Consider the following 20,776-nt stretch of genomic DNA (forward strand, 5'->3'; position numbering starts at 1 on the left):
GCGAGCCCAGCCTATGCGCACTCCATTAAGGGGCATCCTGCATGCCCATTCATCGTCGCTGTCCGTCGCTCACCGGCTGCTCGATCTGGCGGTCATCGCGGTCGGCGGTTACGGCGTCAACCTGCTCACCGGCACGCCAATGAGCTCCGAAGCCTGGATGCAGATTCTGCTGGCGGCGGTGGCTTTTCACTGGCTGGCCGAATACAACCAGTTGTACGGCTCGTGGCGTGGCGAGCGCATTTTGCGCGAGCTGCTGAAGGTCGCCAATTACTGGGGCCTGGCCTTCGTGCTGCTGCTGTTCGTCGATTACCTGCTGTTGCAGCCCGACGATCTGGCGGACGACAGCCAGATGGCCTGGTTTGCCGCCGTGCTGGTGGCGCTGTGTGGTTATCGTCTGGCGATTCGCAGCGTGCTGCACGCGTTGCGCGCCCAGGGTTTCAACACCCGGCGCGTGGCGATCGTCGGCACCGGCCATTGCGGCGAACGCCTGGCGATGTCCATCGAACGCGCGCCGTGGATGGGCCTGAACCTGCTGGGCTTCTATGACGAAGCGCCGCAGCAGATTGACCTGGCGCGCATCGGCCGACGCATTCCGGTGCTGGGCGATCTGGATCAACTGATCCAGGACGCCCGCGACGGCAAGATCGACAAGGTGCACATCACCCTTGAACTGGGCGCACAGGCGCGTTTGCAGGAACTGATCAAAGGCTTGAGCGACACCACCGCGTCGGTCTATGTGATCCCGGATGTGTTCATGTTCGAGTTGCTGCATGCCCGCAGCGAAAGCATCAACGGCCTGCCGAGCATCAGCATTTTCGATTCGCCCATGGATGGCGCCTGGAGCGTGGTCAAGCGTCTGGAAGACATCGTGCTGTCGAGCATCATCCTGACCATGATCGCCCTGCCGCTGATGCTCATCGCCCTGGCGATCAAGCTCACCTCCCCCGGCCCGGTGCTGTTCCGTCAACGCCGTTACGGCCTGGACGGGCGGCCGATCATGGTCTGGAAATTCCGCAGCATGAGCGTGCAGGAAAACGGCTCGGTGGTGACCCAGGCCACGCGCAACGACAGCCGCATTACGCCGCTGGGCGCGTTCCTGCGCCGTACCTCGCTGGACGAACTGCCGCAGTTCTTCAATGTGCTGCGCGGCGAGATGTCCGTCGTCGGCCCGCGCCCCCACGCCGTGGCGCACAACGAGCAATACCGCAAGCAGGTGTCGGGTTACATGCTGCGGCACAAGGTCAAGCCGGGCATCACCGGCTGGGCCCAGATCAACGGCTGGCGCGGCGAGACCGACACGCTGGACAAGATGCAGAAACGCGTTGAATTCGACCTGCAGTACATCGAGCACTGGTCGGTCTGGCTGGACCTGAAAATCATCCTGCTGACGCTCTTCAAAGGCTTCGTCAACAAGAACGCCTTCTAAAAAGAAAATCTGCCAAAAACAACAAACATGGCCAAGGGCTAGTAAGCTCGGCGGGAGGTGCACGGGTGCATGAGCGAATGTGATCCGATGTTCGGTGTAAGTAAGGGATGCAAAGAAATCACTGCGGTGCCAGTACGCACCTATTAGGATTAGAAGGAACATTCATATGAAAGTAACGTTAGCGGTCGTGCTGCTTTCCAGTCTGGTGTTGCAAGGCTGCGCATTCGCCCCCGGTCAGTACATGTCTTACAGCGATGTCACCGACAACGACCCCGACGGTCCCCAGGTCACGCTGATCAACATCACCCCTGCCACCCTTGCGCAGCAGCAGAAAACGGCGGACGCCGCGGCCAAACCGCTGCCCCCGGAACTGCTGAACTACAAGACCCCTGAATACGTCGTCGGTCCGGGCGACGCCTTGCTGGTGACCGTTTTCGAACACCCTGAACTGACCGCGCCGGGCTCCCAGGAACAACTGGACGCCAACAGCCGCGAAGTGCTGAACGATGGCACCGTGTTCTTCCCGTACGTGGGTCGTATTCAGGCCGCCGGCAAGACTGTTTCCCAGATCCGCGAGCAACTGCGCATGGGTCTGGCGCCGCAGTACACCGAGGTGAAAGTCGACGTCAAAGTGCTGCGCTACAACAGCCAGCGCGTCCTGCTGTCGGGTGCGTTCAAGACCCCTGGTCCGCAAGCGATCACCAACATTCCGCTGAGCCTGGTTCAGGCCATCAGCCAGGCCGGTCTTGATTTGACCGACGCCAACCTCGCCGGCCTGACCCTGCGTCGCGACGGCAAGGATTACGTGATCGACGTTGACTCGCTGAACCGCAAGGACGCGCAGATCAGCAAGATCTTCCTGAAAGACGGCGACTACCTGCACCTCAACAGCAACTCGAAAAACAAGATCTACGTGCTGGGCGAAGTTCAGCGCCCGCAAGTGATCTCGTTCAGCACCACCAGCGTGAGCTTGCTGGAAGCGCTCGGCACCTCTGGCGGCTTGAGCCCTGACGCAGCCGATGGCGATGCGGTGTATGTGATTCGTGCACAGGACGCCACCCACGGGGCGACGGTTTATCACCTCGCTGCGAAGAAGCCGACCAGTTATGCACTGGCGAAAGGCTTCGAGCTGGCGGCCCAGGACGTGGTGTTTGTCGGCCCGGCCAACATCACCCGCTGGAGCCGTTACGTGAGCCAGTTGCTGGGTTCGAACAACATCATCCAGACCGGTGCGATGTTCAGGAATTGATGGGGCAGGCAGCTTCAAGCGGCACGTTTGGAGCTGCAAGCTGACAGCAGAGCAACAGAGCAACAGAGCAACAGAGCAACAGAGAAATCCTCGCAGTGGTCCGACTGCGGGGATTTTTTTTGGATTGAATTTGGCAGCGGCAAGTGTTGCTGAGGCAACACCGGATCAACAACTACGTGCGCCGGGATCAACAGTCTGGGGTGTCTGGCAGTATTGCAGCTGAGGCTGATCGCCGGATTCACGGGGGCAACGGACGATTGAGGGGGCTGGCACACATGCTGCTTCACTCCCTTCAAAGGGTCTTCACGCCCATTACTTCGCGTTGAACGCGGCCTGCACGGTGCCAAGCACCCCGGGTGACTGACCCCAAGGAAACAACACATGTTGGTAGTTTCGATTTCAGGTAGCCCTTCCACCCGATCGCGCTCGGGCGTGGTGCTGCAACATGCCGCGCACTGGCTCAAGGACCGTGGCGTTGAAGTGAACGGTGTGCGCATTCAGGATTTCGCCGCCGAGGATTTGCTCTACGCCCGATTCGACAGCCCACAGGTGGTGGCTTTCATCGACGCAGTGGCGAAGGCGGATGGTTTGCTGATCGGCACGCCGGTGTACAAGGCATCGTTTTCGGGGGCGTTGAAGACGCTGCTCGACCTGCTCCCGGAGCGTTCATTGCACGGCAAAGTGGTCTTGCCGATCGCCACGGGTGGGAGCATTGCGCACATGCTGGCGGTGGATTACGCGCTGAAACCGGTGCTGTCGGCGCTGAAATGCCAGGAAGTGCTGCACGGGGTGTTCGCCATCGACAGCCAGATCAGCTACGGCGAGAACGCGTTGGGCGGTGATCTGGATGAACTGCTGACCCAGCGCCTGCATGACGGTCTGGATCACTTTTTACTGGGCCTGCAACACCGGACCCAGGCGCGTCACAAGGAAGCGGGCGGGCATTTGAAGCTGGCGTTGTAAGCCTTCGACTTAACCCTGACGTGCTTTCGAAGCAACGCTGACTTCGGCATTGTATTCGCCACGGTTGTCGAACTCGTGGGCGCGTTGCAGTTGTGGCTGTTCCATCATTTGCGCCTTGCGGGCCTGGAATTCGTCGTAGGACAGGCCGCGACGGTTGAGGTCTTCGAGTGCCAGCTGGTGGGTTTCCTCAGCGCTGTAAGGGCGCAGTTCGGGATGATTGCCAGCGGCACAACCGGCGAGAACGGAGGCGGAGAGTAACAGGGAGAGGGCAAGAAGACGGTTCATTGGGAGCCTCCATTCGGCTCGTTTCTGGAATGAAGCCAAGGCTACGCGCCGGGCCTTTCCAGCAGAAATCAGTCGTCTTGATAGTGGCTATCGGGTTTGGCGCGCAATTGGCTGTTCGGCGATCTATCTAAGCGTAGAGTGCGTCGGCCTAACGGCCTCGGGTTTCGCCTTCGGCGAGTTACTTGGAAAAGCACCCCAAGTAACCAAGGGTGCTTGCTCTCGGTTTGGCCCCTCGTTCCTCGGGGTTCCTTCACTCCGGTCTCGCTCCGTGGGCCCGCGCCGAACGGACATCCATGTCCTGACGGCGCTCTCGCCGCATCCATGCGGCTCGGCACACTGCGCGAGACCTGCGTTCAGCCTGCACCCAAGTCGCGATTGGCGGTGTTTGGACTTTTTGCGTACCAAAATCAAAAGCAGATCAAAAGCTTCCCGGCTGAAGCCGGTCCTACAGACCCCGCGTAACCACTGTAGGACCGGCTTCAGCCGGGAAGAGGCCCGCATGACCGCCATCAATTTCTTGGCCAATACTATTCTGTGAGGCTGCTCACTCCCACAGGGTTTCAGCCTTGGCTCTCGGAAATGGTCAGACCAAAAAGTGCCACAACAGCGACGTCCCGATCAGCCCGACCACCGAGACAATCGTCTGCAGCACCGACCACACCCAAATCGTCTGCTTCAGTTGCAGGCCGAAGTATTCGCGGACCATCCAGAACCCTGCGTCGTTGACGTGGCAGAAGAACACCGAGCCCGCCCCGATCACCAACGCCACCAGTGAGGCTTCCACCGGCGCCAGCCCGGCCATCATCGGTGCAAGAATGCCCGCCGTGGTGGTGGTCGCGACGGTGGCTGAACCAGTGGCTTGACGCAGCGCGACCGCAATCAGCCACGCCAGCAGCAGGTACGGCATGTGCGCGCCTTCGGCCACTTTGCTGATGGTCTGGCTGACGCCCGCGTCCAGCAACGTTTGCTTCAGGCCGCCGCCCGCACCGATGGTCAACAGCAACACGGCAATCGGCGCCAGGCTCTTACGCAGCGTGCCGCCCACCTGCTCGCGGGAGATACCGTTGGCCCAGCCCAGACACACCGTCGCCGCCAGCACCGCAATCCCCAACGCCACCAGCGGCTCACCGAGGAATTTCAGCGTCAGCGCGATGTTGCTTTCCGGCTCCATGGCGATTTTCGCCAAGGTGCTGCCGAGCATCAGGATCACCGGGAGCAGAATGATCAACAACGAGATACCGAAGCTCGGTTGGCGGGAGGCGCTGGGTTTGGCCGAGAACAGCTCGCCCAGCTCTGCCGGTTCCTCGATGTGCATGCGCTTTGACAGCCAGTTGCCGTACAGAGGACCGGCCAGAATCACCGCCGGCACCGCCACGCAGAAACCCAGCAACATGGTCAGGCCCAGATCGGCGTGCAAGGCGCTGACAGCGATCAGCGGCCCCGGGTGCGGCGGCATCAGCGCATGCAGCGTGGTCATGCCGGCCAGCGCCGGAATGGCGATTTTCAGCAGCGGCTGATTCGACTGGCGGGCCATGACAAAGATGATCGGCACCATCATCACCAGACCCACTTCGAAGAACAGCGGCAGGCCGATGACCATGGCCACCAGGGCCATGACCCACGGCAGGGCTTTGCCCTTGCCCAGCCCCAGCAACGTCGAGGCAATGCGATCCGCCGCGCCGGACTCGGCCATCAGCGCACCGAGCATGGCACCGAGGGCAATGATGATCCCGGCCTCACCGAGAATCCCGCCCGCGCCCTTGCTGAACGCCTTCGCCACTGCCTCCGCTGGCAACCCCGCACCTATCCCTGCGATGAATGTGCCCACCAGAATAGACAGAAACGGCGGGAGCTTGGTCGCGCTGATCAGCACGATGATGGTGGCAATGGCGATCAGGCAGCAGATGATCAGGCGAGTGTCATGAAACACCCAGGCAGCAGATGACAGATCCAACGCGGAACCCCTTATCGGTCGGTTTTTATTTCAGGACGGATTGAAACAATATGTTTCAGCCGGCCGAACCATACCGGATGCGGCATTGCGTCGCAGTTAAATTTTCACAGGATCTGGCCGTTTCGCCACCAGTCTCCAAGCTGGAGCGCGATGTCACCCTGTGGGAGCGCGCTTGCTCCCCAAGGCATCATTTGAGTCACGTGCGCATTCGATCAGCACCTCGCGCAACCCCTGGGCGGCGGCTGACAATTGGTGGTCCGCCTGGGTCATCAGACCGATGCGACGCTCGATGCGCGGGCCTTCGAGGGCAATGCAGCGGGCACCGAGTTCTTCCATCTGCGCGATGCACAGGGACGGCACCGCGCTGACGCCCAGGCCGTTGGCGACCATGCGGCCCACCGTCGACAGCTGATGGCTTTCAAACGCCACCGACAGTTTGCCGTGCTGGCTCTGCAGGTCCTGCTCCAGCAACAAGCGCACGGCGGACGGGCGCTGCAGGGTGATGAAGTCGTGACGCAGCAACTCGTCCCAACTCACCTCGCTGCGCGCGGCCAATGGCGAATCCTTCGGCACCACGGCGACGAAGCGATCCATGTAGAACGGCGTAAAAATCAGGTGGGTGCCAGATTCAGGTTCGAAACCAATGCCCAGCTCCACGCGCCGATGCCCGACCATTTCCACCACCTGCTCGTTGATCACGTCGTGCACCGCCACGTTCACCCGTGGGTAGCGCTCGCGAAACACCTTCAGCGCGATCGGCAGCAGATTGCCTGCGTAGGACGGCATTGCCGCCACCGAGACTTTGCCCATTTGCAGGGTGAAACGCTGGCGCAGCAGCTCTTCGGTATTGTCCCAGTCGGCGAGCAACTGCCGGGCCAGCGGCAGCAAGGCCTCGCCCTCGGGCGTCAGGCTGACGTTGCGCGTGGTGCGGGTCAGCAATTGCCCGCCGAGGTCTTCCTCCAACGCCTTGATGGTCAGGCTCAACGCCGGTTGCGATAGATGCAGTCGTTCTCCGGCCTGAGCGAAACTCAAGCACTGCGCCACTGCCAGAAACGCCCGAAGCTGCTTCACATTCATATATTTGGAATACTTATCAATCGATCAAAAAAACAAAATTAACAAATCAGTGCATGCGAGAGAAGATGCGGCCAACGCTCTCCGATGCTTAGATTGTCGGACACAACTACAAATAAGGCGGGATCTCACCATGGCTGGACTCGACAAACGCGTGGCAACCTACGCTGAAGCCCTTGCCGGGCTGACCGACAACATGACCGTGCTGTCGGGCGGCTTCGGACTGTGCGGCATCCCTGAAAACCTCATCGCTGAAATCAAACGCATGGGCGTGAAGGGCCTGACAGTGGTTTCCAACAACTGCGGCGTTGACGGCTTTGGCCTGGGCATCCTCCTTGAGGACCGGCAGATCCGCAAAATGGTCGCGTCCTACGTCGGTGAAAACGCCCTGTTCGAGCGCCAGTTGCTCAGCGGCGAGCTGGAGGTCGAACTCACCCCCCAGGGCACCCTGGCCGAAAAAATGCGCGCTGGCGGCGCGGGCATTCCCGCGTTCTATACCGCCACCGGTTACGGCACCCCCGTTGCGGAAGGCAAGGAAACCCGCCAGTTCAACGGCCGCAACGTGATTCTCGAAGAAGCCATCACCGGCGACTTCGCCATCGTCAAAGGGTGGAAGGCCGACCACTTCGGCAACGTGGTCTACCGTCACACCGCGCAGAACTTCAATCCGGTGGTGGCCACGGCCGGCAAGATCACCGTGGTGGAGGTCGAAGAAATCGTCGAGCCCGGCGTGCTGTTGCCCACCGAAATCCACACCCCCGGCATCTATGTCGATCGCGTGATCCTGGGCACGTTCGAGAAGCGCATCGAGCAGCGAACCGTCAGAAAAGCCTGACATCAGCGTCGTCCTCGAACCGATTTCCCCTTTGTATTTCCGGCGCTGGGGCTTCCCACAGGCCGGACAGAATAAAAGAGACCCAAGACCATGGCACTCTCCCGCGAACAAATGGCACAGCGCGTTGCGCGCGAACTGCAAGACGGCTTCTACGTAAACCTGGGCATCGGCATTCCGACCCTGGTCGCCAACTACGTCCCGGACGGCATCGACGTAATGCTGCAATCGGAAAACGGCCTGCTCGGCATGGGCGCCTTTCCCACCGAAGAAACCATCGACGCCGACATGATCAACGCCGGCAAACAGACCGTGACGGCGCGCAAGGGCGCGTCAATTTTCTCCTCGGCCGAGTCCTTCGCCATGATCCGTGGCGGCCATGTCGACCTGACCGTGCTGGGCGCGTTCGAAGTGGACGTCGAAGGCAACATCGCCTCGTGGATGATCCCCGGCAAGCTGGTCAAGGGCATGGGCGGCGCGATGGATCTGGTGGCCGGCGCCGACAACATCATCGTCACCATGACCCACGCGTCCAAGGACGGCGAATCCAAGTTGCTCTCACGCTGCAGCCTGCCGCTGACCGGCGCCGGCTGCATCAAGAAAGTGCTGACCGACCTTGCTTACCTGGAGATCGAAAACGGCGCCTTCGTGCTGCGCGAAACCGCACCGGGCGTGACCGTCGATGAAATCATCGCCAAGACCGCCGGCAAATTGATCGTGCCGGATGACGTGGTCGAAATGACGTTCTGATGGACCCGGCAATGGCGCGGTTCTGCAGGATCCGCGTCATGCCCCACGTTTTCGCCGCAGCATAAGCATTCGACACACCCGCACCTTTGGTCAGACCGCCCTGCCCCTTCAGCGATGAAGGGGCTTTGCTGTATCTGAACCGGTGCTTTTTTCGCGTCACCGCCAACACTTGAAACTGCCGTCCAAAAAACCTGAACAATAACTCCAAGAGGTAATAAACGTGGCCGCCGACATCGAAGAAAGCCGCTCCGCCCGCTTTGCCCTGCGTTGCGCCAAATGGGCGGAACGCTGGTTCCCGGACTCGTGGGTGTTCGCCGCCCTGGCCGTGGTCATCGTCACACTTGCCACGCTGGTCATCGGCGCCAAACCCGCGGACACCGCCAAAGCCTTCGGTGACGGTTTCTGGAGCCTGATCCCCTTCACGATGCAAATGGCCTTCGTGGTCATCGGCGGCTACGTCGTCGCCAGTTCGCCACCGGCGGTCAAACTGATCGACCGCCTGGCGCGCATCCCGAAAAACGGCCGCTCGGCCGTGGCCTGGGTCGCGCTGATCAGCATGGTGGCCTCCTTGCTCAACTGGGGACTGTCGCTGGTCTTCGGCGGTTTGCTGGTGCGGGCCCTCGCCCGGCGTACCGATCTGAAAATGGATTACCGCGCCGCCGGTGCCGCGGCTTATCTGGGTCTGGGCGCGGTGTGGGCCTTGGGCCTGTCGTCGTCCGCCGCGCAGTTGCAAGCCAACCCGGCCAGCCTGCCGCCGTCGATCCTGGCGATCACCGGGGTGATTCCGTTCACCCAGACCATCTTCCTCTGGCAGTCCGGCGTGATGCTGTTCGCACTGGTGGTGGTCTCGATCATCGTCGCCTACGCCACGGCGCCCGGCCCGGCCAATGCCCGCGATGCCAAGGAATGCGGGATTGACCCGAGCTTTAGCCTGCCACCGCTGCCGCCGCGAACCCGCCCGGGCGAATGGCTGGAATACAGCCCGCTGCTGATCATTCTGATGGTCGCACTGGCGTCCGGCTGGTTGTACAACGAGTTCAGCACCAAACCCGCGATCACCGCGATCTCCGGCCTGAACACCTACAACTTCCTGTTCATTATGGTCGGTGCGCTGCTGCACTGGCGCCCGCGCAGCTTTCTCGATGCCGTGGCTCGCGCAGTGCCGACCACTACCGGCGTGCTGATTCAGTTTCCGTTGTACGGCTCGATCGCCGCGCTGCTGACCACGGTCAAGGGCGGTGACGCGCAAACCGTCGCGCACCACATCTCGACGTTCTTCACCAGCATCGCGTCCCACGACACCTATGCGCTGCTGATGGGCGTGTACTCGGCGATTCTCGGGTTCTTCATTCCGTCCGGCGGCGGCAAGTGGATCATCGAAGCGCCGTACGTGATGCAGGTCGCCAACGATCTCAAATACCACCTCGGCTGGGCGGTACAGATCTACAACGCCGCCGAAGCCCTGCCGAACCTGATCAACCCGTTTTACATGCTGCCGCTGCTGGGCGTGCTCGGCCTGAAGGCACGGGATTTGATCGGCTTCTCGTTCGTGCAGTTGCTGGTGCATACGCCGCTGGTGTTGTTCCTGTTGTGGGTGCTCGGCACGACGCTGGCGTACATCCCGCCGGTCATGCCTTGATTGAGTGAATAACGCCGGCGGGTGAATGTAGGACCGGCTTTAGCCGGGAAGGCGTCAACGGTCACACCACGAGACTGATGGCGCCAACACCGGCCCCTTCCCGGCTGAAGCCGGTCCTACAGTCGAGGTCACCGCCAATCCCACGGCGTGTACGCGGTTACTTTGCAAAGCTGTATTCGCGCTCGACTCTGGAAACCCGGGTCGTGCATCGCCGATACCAGGTCGAACGGCCACGCTCGCGGATTTCCCGGTGTTGCGGATGTTCCTTCCAGGCCAGGATCGCTGCTTCGTTCGCCCAGTAAGACACGGTGATCCCCAGCCCATCGTCGGTGCGTGCCGATTCCACGCCGAGGAACCCCGGCTGCTGACGAACGAGTTCAAGCATCCGCCGGGCGGCGTCGTCATATTCCTGAGCGTCGAGCTCAGTGCGGATTGAAGTGAAGATCACTGCGTAATACGGCACGCCAAAGGTGTTTGCCATCATCATGTCAAATCAACTCCGCCGCGCAGGCCAGCACAAACGCCTTCACCAGCGGCGGGGTGCTGCCCTCCAGCGCGGCGCGTTCCGGTTGAAACAACGCCGCGACGAAGAACGGATGACCGTCGAGTTCCATCGCGCGCACCTCGTCGTCTTCGTCATAGCCGGATACTTTCAGCGGACCGGCAAACACGTCGGCCTCCAGTTCCTTGCGCAAACCGTAGCGGCAGCGGTAGCGCTCGTGGGTTTCCAGTGCGCCGTACGCGGCGGCAATTCGCGAACCCGGGCGCAGGCGAATCGGCGCGAAGGCCTCGACCAGCGAGCAACTCAAGGGCGTGATGATGGCGTTCTCCGATTTCGGCGCGGTCTCGGCGTGTTCGGCATCAGCCCAGCCCAGGTGATTGCGCGCGTACTCCAGCAACGCATGCTGAAAGCCGCCGCACGTCCCGAGAAAAGGAACCTGCCGCTCCCGGGCGAAGCGAATCGCCGTCAGCGCGCCGTCCATGTCGCGATAAGGGCTGGCCGGCACGCACCAGATGCCCTCGAACGCCTGCAAGCTCACGCCGTGCCGAACATCCGTCGTCGGCACCCATGTGGCCTGCACGCTAAGCCCCGTTTCGTTCGCCACCCTGTCCAGCGCCACGGGTATGGCCTGATGTGCCGGCACGCTTGGGTCGTAGTCACCTACCAATGCAATCCGGATTTTCTGCCGCTGAGTCATGTGTGCTCCCTGATATCAAAACGCTTTGCGTGGGGTCCGGAGGCGACTATAAGCTTGTGGCCCTGCAATCAGAATGGGCGTCCGGGCAAGTGATCAATGCAGCTGCGCACTATCGAATCAACCATGCCGACCTCACCCTCATCCTCGCGCTGGTGCGGGGGAGGACGCTGGCCAAGGCCGCCGATCTGCTGAAGGTCGATGTCTCGACGGTGTTCCGCGCGGTGCGGCGGATGGAAAAGTCGGTGGGCACAACGCTCTTCGACAAGAGCCGCGCCGGCTACGTACCGACCAGCGCAGCACTGGCGCTCGCCCAACAGGCGGAGAGTGCCGAAAACGCGCTGGCCCTCGCGCAGTTGAGTCTCGAGCAGGGCCGGCAAGTCGTCAGCGGCACTGTGCGCCTGACCTGCACCGAAGCCGTCCTGCAAAGCCTGTTGCTTCCCGCCTTGAGCCGCTTCATGCCGGACTACCCGGGCCTGCGCCTGGAACTGAACACGTCCAGCACCTTTGCCAACCTGAGCCGCCGCGACGCCGACATTGCCCTGCGTCTGACCAACACGCCGCCCGAGCATCTGGTCGGCACTCGCCTGGGCACGGTCGGATATCGGGTCTGTTCGAGCGAGGCCTACGCGCGACGCTGCGGTGATCGGGCCCTCGACGACATGGACTGGATCGCCCCCGACGATTTCCTCCCCGACCACCCCACCGTGATGTGGCGCCGGCAGCATCTGCCCGGCGTTAACCTCGCTTACCGCTGCAGCTCCATGCTTGCCGTCGCCCAACTGGTGCGCGCAGGCATGGGCGTAGCAGCGCTGCCGGATTTCATGGTTCGGGACAGCGAGGTTCAGCCGTTAAGCGAGGCAATCGACGGGCATGACACCGGGCTGTGGCTGCTGACTAGGCCAGATTGCCGGGCGCTGCGCTCGGTGTCGGCGTTGTTCAGCGAGCTGACCAGGGCGATTGAGCTGTAAAAAGCGTCTCGCCCCTTCGATACAAAACCTGTGGGAGTGAGCTTGCTCACGAAGGGGCCGGTACATCCGCTAGATCACTCGCGGATGGAAGGCAGCCTTCGCGAGCAAGCTCACTCCCACAAGGGCCGCGTTCGCTGAAGATAGATGTGGGGCAGAACCAACCCGTTCAACCCCGCTCAACCACCCCGCCGCTCCCGGCGAAACTGGCCCGGCGGCATGCCGTGGGCTTTGCGAAAGCGCCGTGAAAAATACGCTTCGTCGGTAAACCCGCAGATCTCGGCGATGTGGCTCAGGGGTTTGCTGCTGTTCATCAAATGCGTGCGCGCCAGCCGCATGCGCCGCTCCAGGACCAGCTCGGAAAAGCTGTTGCCGGTTTCTTTGCGCAGCAGGTGGGTCAGGTAATTGGGCGACAGAAAGGCCGCCGCCGCGGCATCGGTGAGGGTCATGGCAGGATCGGCAATGTGCGCGCGAATATAGGCGATCACCCGACTCATCGCATCGCGCCGTCCCCGCCGCTCGGCCTTGTTCGCCGACAGCGCCAGCAACTGCGCTTCATAGCGATTGCACACCGTGCCGATCAGTTGCAGCAGGCAGCCCCGCAGAATGGCGCTGGAGCCCAACTGCCTGCCGCGATCCATGTCGCGCATCTGCACCAGCAGTGCGGTCACCTCGGCGAAGTCGGCGTCACCAAGGGTGAAATCCAGATGTTCCTGAAACCGGAACGGCGCCAGCTCAGGCGCCTCGGCGACGGGCACGTCTTCAAGGTCCATCGGATCGCACTGCAGATGCTGCAGGAGAAATTCCTGAGAAAAGTTGATGACGACAAAGTTGCCGTCTTCCGGGTGCGGAATCACGTGCAGGCGATGGGGCAGGATGAACGCCAGGGTGTTGCGCGGAAACGGCCTGACCGCGCCACCGATGTGCTGCACGGTGTCGCCGCCGAGGTTGATCTGAATCTGGAAATAGTCATGACGATGGGGCGCCGTCAGCGCGGGTCGGGCGGACTTGTCACGGATGTAGAAATCCATGCGGTCGCTGCGCTGCTGCATGCCATAGGTCTGGATGCGGGAGGGATGGGCCATCGCTGAAACACCTGAAATCGCGGGTTCGGACTGCCCCATGGTAGGGCAACGGCGGCAGCCGAACCAAAGGATTCTCAGGCGGGCGTAACGTGGGATCAGCCGATTGTCACATTCAGCTCGGCAATGCCTTCGATCCCGGCGGTGACCACATCACCGCGCTGCAAAGCGCCTACCCCGGCCGGCGTGCCGGTGTAGATCAGGTCGCCCGCCTTGACTCCGACCGACTGCGACAGGTAGGCGATCACGTCCCTGACCGCCCAGATCTGATCAGACAGATCGCCACGCTGACGGCGCTCGCCATTGACGTCCAGCCAGATCGCGCCGGCTTCCGGATGGCCGATCTCGCTGACCGGGCGCAGCGGCGTGGCGGGCGCGGAGGCGTCGAACGCTTTAGCCCACTCCCACGGCCGGCCCATTTTCTTGGCCTGGGCCTGCAAGTCGCGGCGCGTGAGGTCCAGGCCGACGCCGTAGCCCCAGACATGGGTTAAGGCGTCCTGCGGGTCGATATTCACGCCGTCCTTGCCGATCGCCACGACCAGTTCGATCTCGTGATGCAGGTCCTCGGTGAGCGGCGGGTAAGCAATCTGGCCTTCAGCGGGCACCACGGCGTCAGCGGGCTTCATGAAGAAGAAAGGCGGCTCGCGGTCGGGGTCGTGGCCCATTTCCCGGGCGTGATCGGAGTAATTGCGGCCGACGCAGAACACCCGACGAATCGGAAAACGGCTGGACGTCCCGGCGACGGCCAGGGACGGTGTGACAACGGGGGCGATAACGAACTCGGTCATGGCAGTGTCCTTGATTAAAGGTGGCTCGGCATGGGGTTGAGTGTGGCGGTTGATCGCTCAGCCGGGTTGGACAGATCCCATCTGGTTTTGGACAAAACAACGCAACGCAACGAGCCGAGCCGAGCCGACAGATCAGCCACGCCCCACAAACGGCATACCACTGGCCATGACGGTCATGTTCAGCACGTTGGCCGACAACGGCAGCCCGGCCATGTAACTCACCGCTTCGGCGACGTGCTGCACGTTCATGGTTGGCTCGACCTGCAGCTCACCGTTGGGCTGCAAAACGCCTTTGGTCATGCGATCGGTCATTTCGGTGAGGGCATTGCCGATGTCGATCTGACCGCAGGCAATATTGAACTGCCGACCGTCCAGTGCAGTACTTTTGGTCAGGCCCAATACCGCATGCTTGCTCGATGTATAAGGCGAGCTGAACAGCCGTGGCGTGTGCGCCGAAATCGAGCCGTTGTTGATGATTCGTCCGCCCTGAGGCACCTGGCGGCGCATCAGGCCGAAGGCGGCGCGCACACACAAAAACATCCCGGTGACGTTGGTGTCGATGACGTTCTTCCACTGCTCCACCGACAGCTCATCCATCGGCACCGCTGGTGCGCCGATGCCAGCGTTATTGAACGAAACGTCCAGTCGACCGAATGTGCGTTCAATGGTCGCGAACAACGCTTCGACGCTGGCCGGATCGCGCACATCCGTCGGCACCGCCAGCGCCTGCTGCCCGGCAGCCTCGGCCTGATCGACCAGCGCCTGCAACGGCTCGGGCCGACGTCCGGCCAGCACCACGGCAAAGCCGTCAGCCAGCAGTTGCAGCGCCACGGGGCGACCAATACCGCTGCCGGCGCCTGTGACCAGAGCGACTTTCAATACAGAAGATGAAGACATGGGCGATTCCTTTTTTGTCAGAGAGCGTACTGCGGTCGATATCGCCGCACCCACCGCGTATCAGCTGTGAACAGGCGTCAGCACCGGCTTGCCCGCGTAGAACGCCAGCAGGTTGTCGGCGACCATTTGCACCGTGTCGCGGGATGCTTCCGGCGACAATCCTGCCAGATGCGCCGTAAGGACCACGTTGTTCAAGGCTTTCAGGGCATCGGGGACGTGGGGCTCGTCATCGAATACGTCCAGCGCCGCCCCGGCCAGGCGGCCGTGCTGAAGCGCGTCGATCAGCGCATCGGTGTCGACGACACTGGCCCGGGCGATGTTGACGAGGAAGCCGTCCGCGCCCAACGCATCGATGGCGGCCTTGTCGATCAGGTGCCGCGTCGACCCGCCGCCCGGCGTCGCGACCACCAGAAAGTCCGACGCTTCGGCCAGCGCCAGCGGGGTTGCGCAATAGTTGAAATCCACGCCCGCGCGGGGTGAGCGGCTGTGATAGTGGATGACCATGTCAAACCCAAGCGCGCGTTTGGCGATGGCCATCCCGACCGAACCAAGGCCCAGAATGCCCAGGCGTTTGCCGGCGAACGAGGGCCGTGTGACCTTGCGCCATTCGCTGCGGCGCACCGACGCGTCGGCCTGGGGAATGTCGCGAACCGCCGCCAGCAGCAAGGCCATCGCGTGGTCCGCCACCGTCGGGGCATTCACCCCTGCTCCATTGGTCACCACAATGCCCCGCGCCTCGGCGGCTTCGAGGTCGACACGCTCGTAGCCCGCGCCAATCACACAGATGATCCCAAGGTTCGGCAGCGCCGCCATTTCCTCGGCAGTGAACCCCAGCGGCCCACGGGTCAGCACCGCATCAATCTCCTCACCGCCATTCGCCACCGCCTCGGCGCGCATCGCCGGCGTCGGCGCCAGAATCAGGCGAAAGCCGCTGCTTTCCAGAATCGGTAAATACATGTTCACGCTTTCAACCAGCACCAACACCGTTTTCATCATCCCTCCGCCAAGCGAAATTCGAGGTGCTGACAGTAGCGCGAGTGAGAGCGGTTGGGCAGGGGCGAACATGGAAATCCATAGTTATGACGCTGCGCATTAGCCCGGCAGACCCATTAACGTCACACGGAACGCCGACACTTTAAGGCACCCAATACCGGATCAACGGACCAGCTGTGGCCTCAACTATTTCCATCAAACCGACAGCCATTCCCCCAAAACGACAACCCCGGTTGCCCGCCATGCCCGTTGCTGTTTAAGGTTTGAGCCCTGCGGCACCTGATTTTTCACAACAAAACGATGTGCCACGCGGTGCGGCAACGGCTGCGCCATGAACGGACTTGCACAATAAGGAACGTCAGAACCATGTTGAAAGGATTAGCCAGAACGTTGAGCGGCGCCGCGATTGCCGGTGTGTTGTTGTCATCCGCCGTGGCCCTGGCGGCCACTGACACCGGCAAGGAACCGGGTCGGGCGCTGGCGGCGAAGATCGGCGTGCCATGGCCGGCGGTCATTGCCCATCGCGGTGCATCGTTCAATGCGCCCGAGGAGACGGTCCCGTCCTACACGCTGGCCCGCGAGCTGGGCGCGGACTACCTGGAGATGGACATCCAGCGCACCAGGGATGGCGTGCTCATCGCCCTGCATGACAACACGCTGGAGCGCACCACCAACATCGCCGAGGTTTACCCGCAACGGGCCAAGGACCCGCTGAACACCTTCACGCTGGAAGAAATCCAGCGCCTGGACGCCGGCTCCTGGTTCAACAAGGCCTACCCCGATCGCGCCCGCGCCACCTACGCCGGGCTGAAGATCCTGACGCTGGACGAGGTCATCGACATCGCCGAAGGCGGCAAGAACAAACCCGGCCTGTACATCGAAACCAAGGTGCCGGCGCAGTTTCCGGGCATTGAAGAGGATTTGAAGAAGAAGCTCGATCAGCGTGGTTGGCTGAGCCAGCGTCCTGCCGCCGAGAAAGGCTATGTCAACGTCGCCCACATGCCGGGCCGCGTGGTGCTGCAGACCTTTGAAAAACCAAGCCTGGAATTGCTGCAGAAGAGCATGCCCGACACGCCGAAAGTCCTGCTGCTGTGGCTGGGTGATGGCTCCATCGAAACGGCGTCGGGCAAGACCTTCAAGGACTCGGGGGCCAAGGACAAGGCCAGCTTCTACGCCAGCCAGCAGGTGAAATCGAAAGAGGAATTTGCCGCCTGGATGGACTGGGCCAAAGCCCACGGCGCGGTGGGGACCGGGCCGTCGGCAGCGCTGAAGAACGGCGGGGACCAGAGCTACAGTGATCTGGTGCAGCCGTGGATGAACAAGATGGCCCATGATCGCGGGATGATCGTTCACCCGTACACCGTGGATGACGCCGTGGATTTCAAGGCGATCAGCGAACAAGGCGTGGACGGGTTCTTCACCAACCGGGCTTCGGAACTGCTGAAGTTCTACGGCCGACCATCGAAGGAAAGCATGGACTCAATCCTGAAACGCAACGGTTTTTGAGCCAGAACCGCCGGCATTTGCCGGCGATTCAACTGCAAGAGCGGATCAAGCCAACTCTGCCACCACCGCCGCCAACGCTTTCGCCGGATCGACCGCCTGGCTGATCGGGCGGCCGATGACCAGGTAATCAGAACCCGCATCCAGCGCCTGACGCGGCGTCAGAATGCGACGCTGATCGTCCACTGCGCTGCCGGCCGGACGAATGCCCGGGGTTACCAGTTGCAGTGACGGGTGCGCCGCTTTCAGCGCCTGGGCTTCCAGCGCGGAACACACCAGACCGTCCATCCCGGCTTTCTCAGCCAGCGCCGCCAACCGCAGGACTTGCTCCTGGGGCTCGATGTCCAGACCGATCCCGGCCAGATCCTCGCGCTCCATGCTGGTCAGCACGGTCACGCCGATCAACAGCGGCTTGGGGCCGGTGCGCTGATCCAGCACGTCACGGCAAGCCGCCATCATGCGCAGGCCGCCGGAGCAGTGCACATTGACCATCCACACGCCCATTTCAGCGGCGGCCTTCACCGCCATCGCCGTGGTGTTGGGAATGTCATGGAATTTGAGGTCCAGGAACACTTCGAAGCCCTTGGCGTTGAGGGTTTCGACGATGTCCGATGCGCAGCTGGTGAACAGCTCCTTGCCCACTTTGACCCGGCACAACTTAGGGTCCAGCTGATCAGCCAGATTCAACGCGGCTTCGCGGGTCGGGAAATCCAGGGCGACGATGATGGGGGTCTGGCAGGCGGACATGAGCGGGTTCTCTGGCAAGTCGAAATCGGCGCGCATTGTAGCCGAACATCCCGCAGGGCGGGACCCGGCAATCGGTAAATGCCTGCCCGACCCGCGCCAGGCGTCGTGCATCTCCACAATTGAACCACTGGACAGCGCCGCTGCTCCAAGCCTTATCACAAGAAGGAGAGCGTTATGCCCTGGTATGCCTGGTTAATTCTGGTCGTTGCAATCGGCTCGATCGTCGGCGGTCTGCTGATGCTCAAGGATTCAGCGAAGAAACTGCCCCTGACCGATGAACAGCTCAAGCGCGTTCACGAGCGCAATGCCGAGATGGACGCAAAAGAAGCGCGAGACCGCTGAACTACCCTGCCCACCGATGCCGCTGAAGCACGCTGTGGGAGCGCGTTTTCAGCGCTCCCCCATCGCACCAGCCTTATCACCCGCTGCGCGTTCCCGGCAGGTAATAGGTGCCTTCGTCAGTCGCTCTTCGCACCTTCGCCCTGAGCCACCGCGTGGTGAGTGGCCTGCGGCGTCACAGCGATGCGAAACGGCTGAAAGATCTTGAACATCTCCCCGTTCTCTCGGAGTTTCTTCAGCAGTTCGCTGAAGCGTTCGCCGCTGATGGGTGCGTCCGGGCGCAACAACGCGTAGTGCCGATACACCTGATCCACGCGGTCCGACACCAGAAACTGATCGGCGTCCTGCGGGTTGTTCGACATGAACGTGCTCAGGTAGGAGCGCGTTACCAGTGCAATGTCCGCGCGGTCACGCAGCACCATCAGCAGGTTGCTGTCGTGGGAATAGGTCAGCGTGGCGTTGTAATTGTCGGCAAGAAATTTAGGGTCGGCGTCGAAACCCGCGAACGCATAGTGATAGCCGCTGAACAGTGCAAGGCGCTTGCCGTGCAACTCCTCGAAATACGTCTGGGTCCTGCCCTGCAAGCGGTGCGCCACGAAAACCTCGGCGTCTTCCAGCCCCATGTCGACATCTTCGTGGGGAATGCCTTTCCAGCCCCAGTCGGGGTTTTCGAAAATGGCCATGTCAAAGCGCGCCTGCTGGAAATCGCGAAACCGGCGCGGGATGGACGTGGGCACCGCTTCAAAGCGGTAGTCGTTCTGCATCGCGTTCAGTGCGCTGATCATCTGCGGCAAGAGCCCGGTGTCTTCACCGCGCTCGGGGCGGATCGTGTACGGCGGGAAATGCGCCGCGCCAATTCGCACGATCTGGGTCGCACCGGCCTGCCAGGCCCACAGCGTTGTGGTCGTGAACAGCAGGGTTTTAAAAGCCATCCGCATCGGCGTGGACATCAAGACAAGGACCTCAGGCGAAACGGAGTACGTAAGCTATGCGTTCGCGATCAATTAGACAACGGTCAAACGGAAGCTAAATCGCCTCTGTCGTTCCAACTCTCGCCCTCCTTGCGCCTTGCTGCCCCCTTTCCCTTTTGGCCCACATCCCGGCTGAGTGCGCGCGATGTCTTTGCAGGACCGGCTTTAGCCGGGAAGAACCCCGACTGAGTGCCACCCCGCTTTGTGGGGTGTCGCCCGACGCTTTCCCGGTTAAAGCCGGTCCCACCATAAAGCGCTGAAGCTGTCCTTGTCCTTTGCGTTATCGACCGCGCTGCGCTTTATATGAGGAGCGGGTCCGCATGCAATTTATGCCGAGGCGCGTCAGCCAGGCAAGGGCTGTCCCGGCCATTTGCCAGTCAGGCGCTACAAAAGAAGAGGGTCCTGCAAACCTTCCCGCCTGCCGCGAGTCCGAATCATGGATCATCCGCGCCGGGCAATTGGACGTGACGGCCGTGATGTGGCTACGCTCCATGGCGCTGCCGCAGGTTATGAAACAGGAGTTCGAGATGCCCTACTGGCTGGTGATAGACCTGGAGGCCACCACTGAAGAGGGCGGATGGCCGGTGGCGGAAATGGAAATCATTGAAATCGGTGCGTCGCTGGTCAATCAGGACGGGCGTGAAATCGACCATTTCGAACGCTTCGTGCGGCCCGTGCGCCGACCGTTGCTCACGCCCTTCTGCCGGGAGCTGACGCACATCCAGCAGAGCTTTATCGACAGTGCCTTGACGCTGCCGGCGGTATGGCCACAGTTTGAACGCTGGATTGCTCAACACCGCGAGCGACTGGTCGCCTGGTCCAGTTGGGGCGATTACGATCGGCAGCAGCTGCAACAGGACTGGCGCCATCACCAGCTCACCAGCGAACTTGCCACCCTGCCCCACATCAACCTGAAACAACGCTTCGCCAAAGCCCGTCACCTGCAAAAACCCTGCGGCCTCAACACTGCGCTGCAACTGGCGGGAATGCATTTCAACGGCCAGCAACACCGGGCACTGTCGGACGCGCGCAATACCGCACGTTTGTTACCGCTGGTGATTCCCGGCTGAAGCGTGACGCATCTCTCAAAGCGGATGACGGCCTTTTGTACGTTCGGCAT

Annotated in this window: 21 protein-coding genes; 10 read left to right on the top strand and 11 right to left on the bottom strand. The window is 61.9% G+C overall.

What is annotated here, in order from left to right:
* Positions 1-13: 13 nt before the first annotated feature.
* The 3 genes from IFT47_RS21505 to ssuE all read left to right on the top strand — a co-directional run bounded on the left by IFT47_RS21505 (position 14) and on the right by ssuE (position 3,638).
* Positions 14-1,426 (top strand): undecaprenyl-phosphate glucose phosphotransferase, encoded by a 1,413-nt coding sequence (locus IFT47_RS21505; protein WP_192174016.1) that lies wholly within the window; start codon positions 14-16, stop codon positions 1,424-1,426.
* 166 nt (positions 1,427-1,592) lie between these two features.
* Positions 1,593-2,675, top strand: coding sequence for a polysaccharide biosynthesis/export family protein (locus tag IFT47_RS21510; protein WP_192174017.1), 1,083 nt, complete (start codon positions 1,593-1,595; stop codon positions 2,673-2,675).
* 381 nt (positions 2,676-3,056) lie between these two features.
* Positions 3,057-3,638 (top strand): NADPH-dependent FMN reductase, encoded by a 582-nt coding sequence (ssuE, locus tag IFT47_RS21515; RefSeq protein ID WP_192174018.1) that lies wholly within the window; start codon positions 3,057-3,059, stop codon positions 3,636-3,638.
* Between the two features lie 9 nt (positions 3,639-3,647).
* Here the strand turns inward: ssuE and IFT47_RS21520 are convergent, their stop codons facing one another.
* From IFT47_RS21520 to IFT47_RS21530, 3 genes are all read right to left on the bottom strand, one after another.
* Entirely contained in the window at positions 3,648-3,923 is a 276-nt protein-coding gene (locus IFT47_RS21520) for a hypothetical protein (protein WP_192174019.1), read from the bottom strand.
* 583 nt (positions 3,924-4,506) lie between these two features.
* Entirely contained in the window at positions 4,507-5,877 is a 1,371-nt protein-coding gene (locus tag IFT47_RS21525; protein ID WP_192174020.1) for a GntT/GntP/DsdX family permease, read from the bottom strand.
* Positions 5,878-6,030: 153 nt separating this feature from the next.
* A complete protein-coding gene (locus IFT47_RS21530; protein ID WP_192174021.1) occupies positions 6,031-6,954 on the bottom strand; it encodes a LysR family transcriptional regulator in 924 nt (307 codons plus the stop codon).
* A gap of 130 nt (positions 6,955-7,084) precedes the next feature.
* On the opposite strand from IFT47_RS21530, the gene IFT47_RS21535 reads away from it, so the two are divergent.
* The 3 genes from IFT47_RS21535 (at position 7,085) to IFT47_RS21545 (ending at position 10,172) form a co-directional block, all read left to right on the top strand.
* The gene (locus IFT47_RS21535; RefSeq protein WP_037013408.1) at positions 7,085-7,786 is read left to right on the top strand and encodes a CoA transferase subunit A; all 702 of its coding nucleotides are present in this window, start codon (positions 7,085-7,087) and stop codon (positions 7,784-7,786) included.
* Positions 7,787-7,876: 90 nt separating this feature from the next.
* Entirely contained in the window at positions 7,877-8,533 is a 657-nt protein-coding gene (locus IFT47_RS21540; RefSeq protein WP_192174022.1) for a CoA transferase subunit B, read from the top strand.
* A 220-nt stretch (positions 8,534-8,753) separates the two neighbouring features.
* Positions 8,754-10,172, top strand: a complete 1,419-nt coding sequence (locus IFT47_RS21545) for a TIGR00366 family protein (protein ID WP_192174023.1) — start codon at positions 8,754-8,756, stop codon at positions 10,170-10,172.
* A 157-nt stretch (positions 10,173-10,329) separates the two neighbouring features.
* On the opposite strand, the gene IFT47_RS21550 is transcribed toward IFT47_RS21545, so the two are convergent.
* Positions 10,330-10,656 carry an antibiotic biosynthesis monooxygenase family protein gene (locus IFT47_RS21550; RefSeq protein WP_192174118.1) on the bottom strand — a complete coding sequence of 109 codons (327 nt, stop codon included), beginning with the start codon at positions 10,654-10,656 and terminating at the stop codon, positions 10,330-10,332.
* A 4-nt stretch (positions 10,657-10,660) separates the two neighbouring features.
* Positions 10,661-11,371, bottom strand: coding sequence for a CTP synthase C-terminal region-related (seleno)protein (locus IFT47_RS21555; RefSeq protein ID WP_192174024.1), 711 nt, complete (start codon positions 11,369-11,371; stop codon positions 10,661-10,663).
* 89 nt (positions 11,372-11,460) lie between these two features.
* On the opposite strand from IFT47_RS21555, the gene IFT47_RS21560 reads away from it, so the two are divergent.
* Positions 11,461-12,339, top strand: a complete 879-nt coding sequence (locus IFT47_RS21560; protein ID WP_342345386.1) for a LysR family transcriptional regulator — start codon at positions 11,461-11,463, stop codon at positions 12,337-12,339.
* 176 nt (positions 12,340-12,515) lie between these two features.
* On the opposite strand, the gene IFT47_RS21565 is transcribed toward IFT47_RS21560, so the two are convergent.
* From IFT47_RS21565 to IFT47_RS21580, 4 genes are all read right to left on the bottom strand, one after another.
* On the bottom strand, positions 12,516-13,421 hold the full coding sequence (locus tag IFT47_RS21565) for a helix-turn-helix transcriptional regulator (RefSeq protein ID WP_192174026.1): 906 nt from the start codon (positions 13,419-13,421) through the stop codon (positions 12,516-12,518).
* Positions 13,422-13,516: 95 nt separating this feature from the next.
* Positions 13,517-14,206: a fumarylacetoacetate hydrolase family protein gene (locus tag IFT47_RS21570; protein WP_192174027.1), complete on the bottom strand. Its 690-nt coding sequence runs from the start codon at positions 14,204-14,206 to the stop codon at positions 13,517-13,519.
* A gap of 132 nt (positions 14,207-14,338) precedes the next feature.
* A complete protein-coding gene (locus tag IFT47_RS21575; protein ID WP_192174028.1) occupies positions 14,339-15,103 on the bottom strand; it encodes an SDR family oxidoreductase in 765 nt (254 codons plus the stop codon).
* Between the two features lie 60 nt (positions 15,104-15,163).
* The gene (locus tag IFT47_RS21580; RefSeq protein WP_192174029.1) at positions 15,164-16,096 is read right to left on the bottom strand and encodes a 2-hydroxyacid dehydrogenase; all 933 of its coding nucleotides are present in this window, start codon (positions 16,094-16,096) and stop codon (positions 15,164-15,166) included.
* A 366-nt stretch (positions 16,097-16,462) separates the two neighbouring features.
* On the opposite strand from IFT47_RS21580, the gene IFT47_RS21585 reads away from it, so the two are divergent.
* The gene (locus IFT47_RS21585) at positions 16,463-17,602 is read left to right on the top strand and encodes a glycerophosphodiester phosphodiesterase (RefSeq protein ID WP_192174030.1); all 1,140 of its coding nucleotides are present in this window, start codon (positions 16,463-16,465) and stop codon (positions 17,600-17,602) included.
* A 45-nt stretch (positions 17,603-17,647) separates the two neighbouring features.
* Here the strand turns inward: IFT47_RS21585 and pyrF are convergent, their stop codons facing one another.
* The gene (gene pyrF / locus IFT47_RS21590; RefSeq protein ID WP_192174119.1) at positions 17,648-18,346 is read right to left on the bottom strand and encodes an orotidine-5'-phosphate decarboxylase; all 699 of its coding nucleotides are present in this window, start codon (positions 18,344-18,346) and stop codon (positions 17,648-17,650) included.
* Between the two features lie 174 nt (positions 18,347-18,520).
* Between pyrF and IFT47_RS21595 the strand changes: the two genes are divergently transcribed.
* A complete protein-coding gene (locus tag IFT47_RS21595) occupies positions 18,521-18,688 on the top strand; it encodes a DUF2897 family protein (RefSeq protein WP_065986232.1) in 168 nt (55 codons plus the stop codon).
* Between the two features lie 116 nt (positions 18,689-18,804).
* Here IFT47_RS21595 and IFT47_RS21600 read toward each other — a convergent pair whose 3' ends face one another.
* The gene (locus IFT47_RS21600; RefSeq protein WP_192174031.1) at positions 18,805-19,635 is read right to left on the bottom strand and encodes a substrate-binding periplasmic protein; all 831 of its coding nucleotides are present in this window, start codon (positions 19,633-19,635) and stop codon (positions 18,805-18,807) included.
* Between the two features lie 548 nt (positions 19,636-20,183).
* Between IFT47_RS21600 and IFT47_RS21605 the strand changes: the two genes are divergently transcribed.
* Positions 20,184-20,726 carry an exonuclease domain-containing protein gene (locus IFT47_RS21605; RefSeq protein WP_192174032.1) on the top strand — a complete coding sequence of 181 codons (543 nt, stop codon included), beginning with the start codon at positions 20,184-20,186 and terminating at the stop codon, positions 20,724-20,726.
* Positions 20,727-20,776 lie beyond the last annotated feature (50 nt).

Source organism: Pseudomonas sp. CFBP 13711, from assembly GCF_014842265.1.
In the GTDB taxonomy this organism is placed as follows: Bacteria; Pseudomonadota; Gammaproteobacteria; order Pseudomonadales; family Pseudomonadaceae; genus Aquipseudomonas.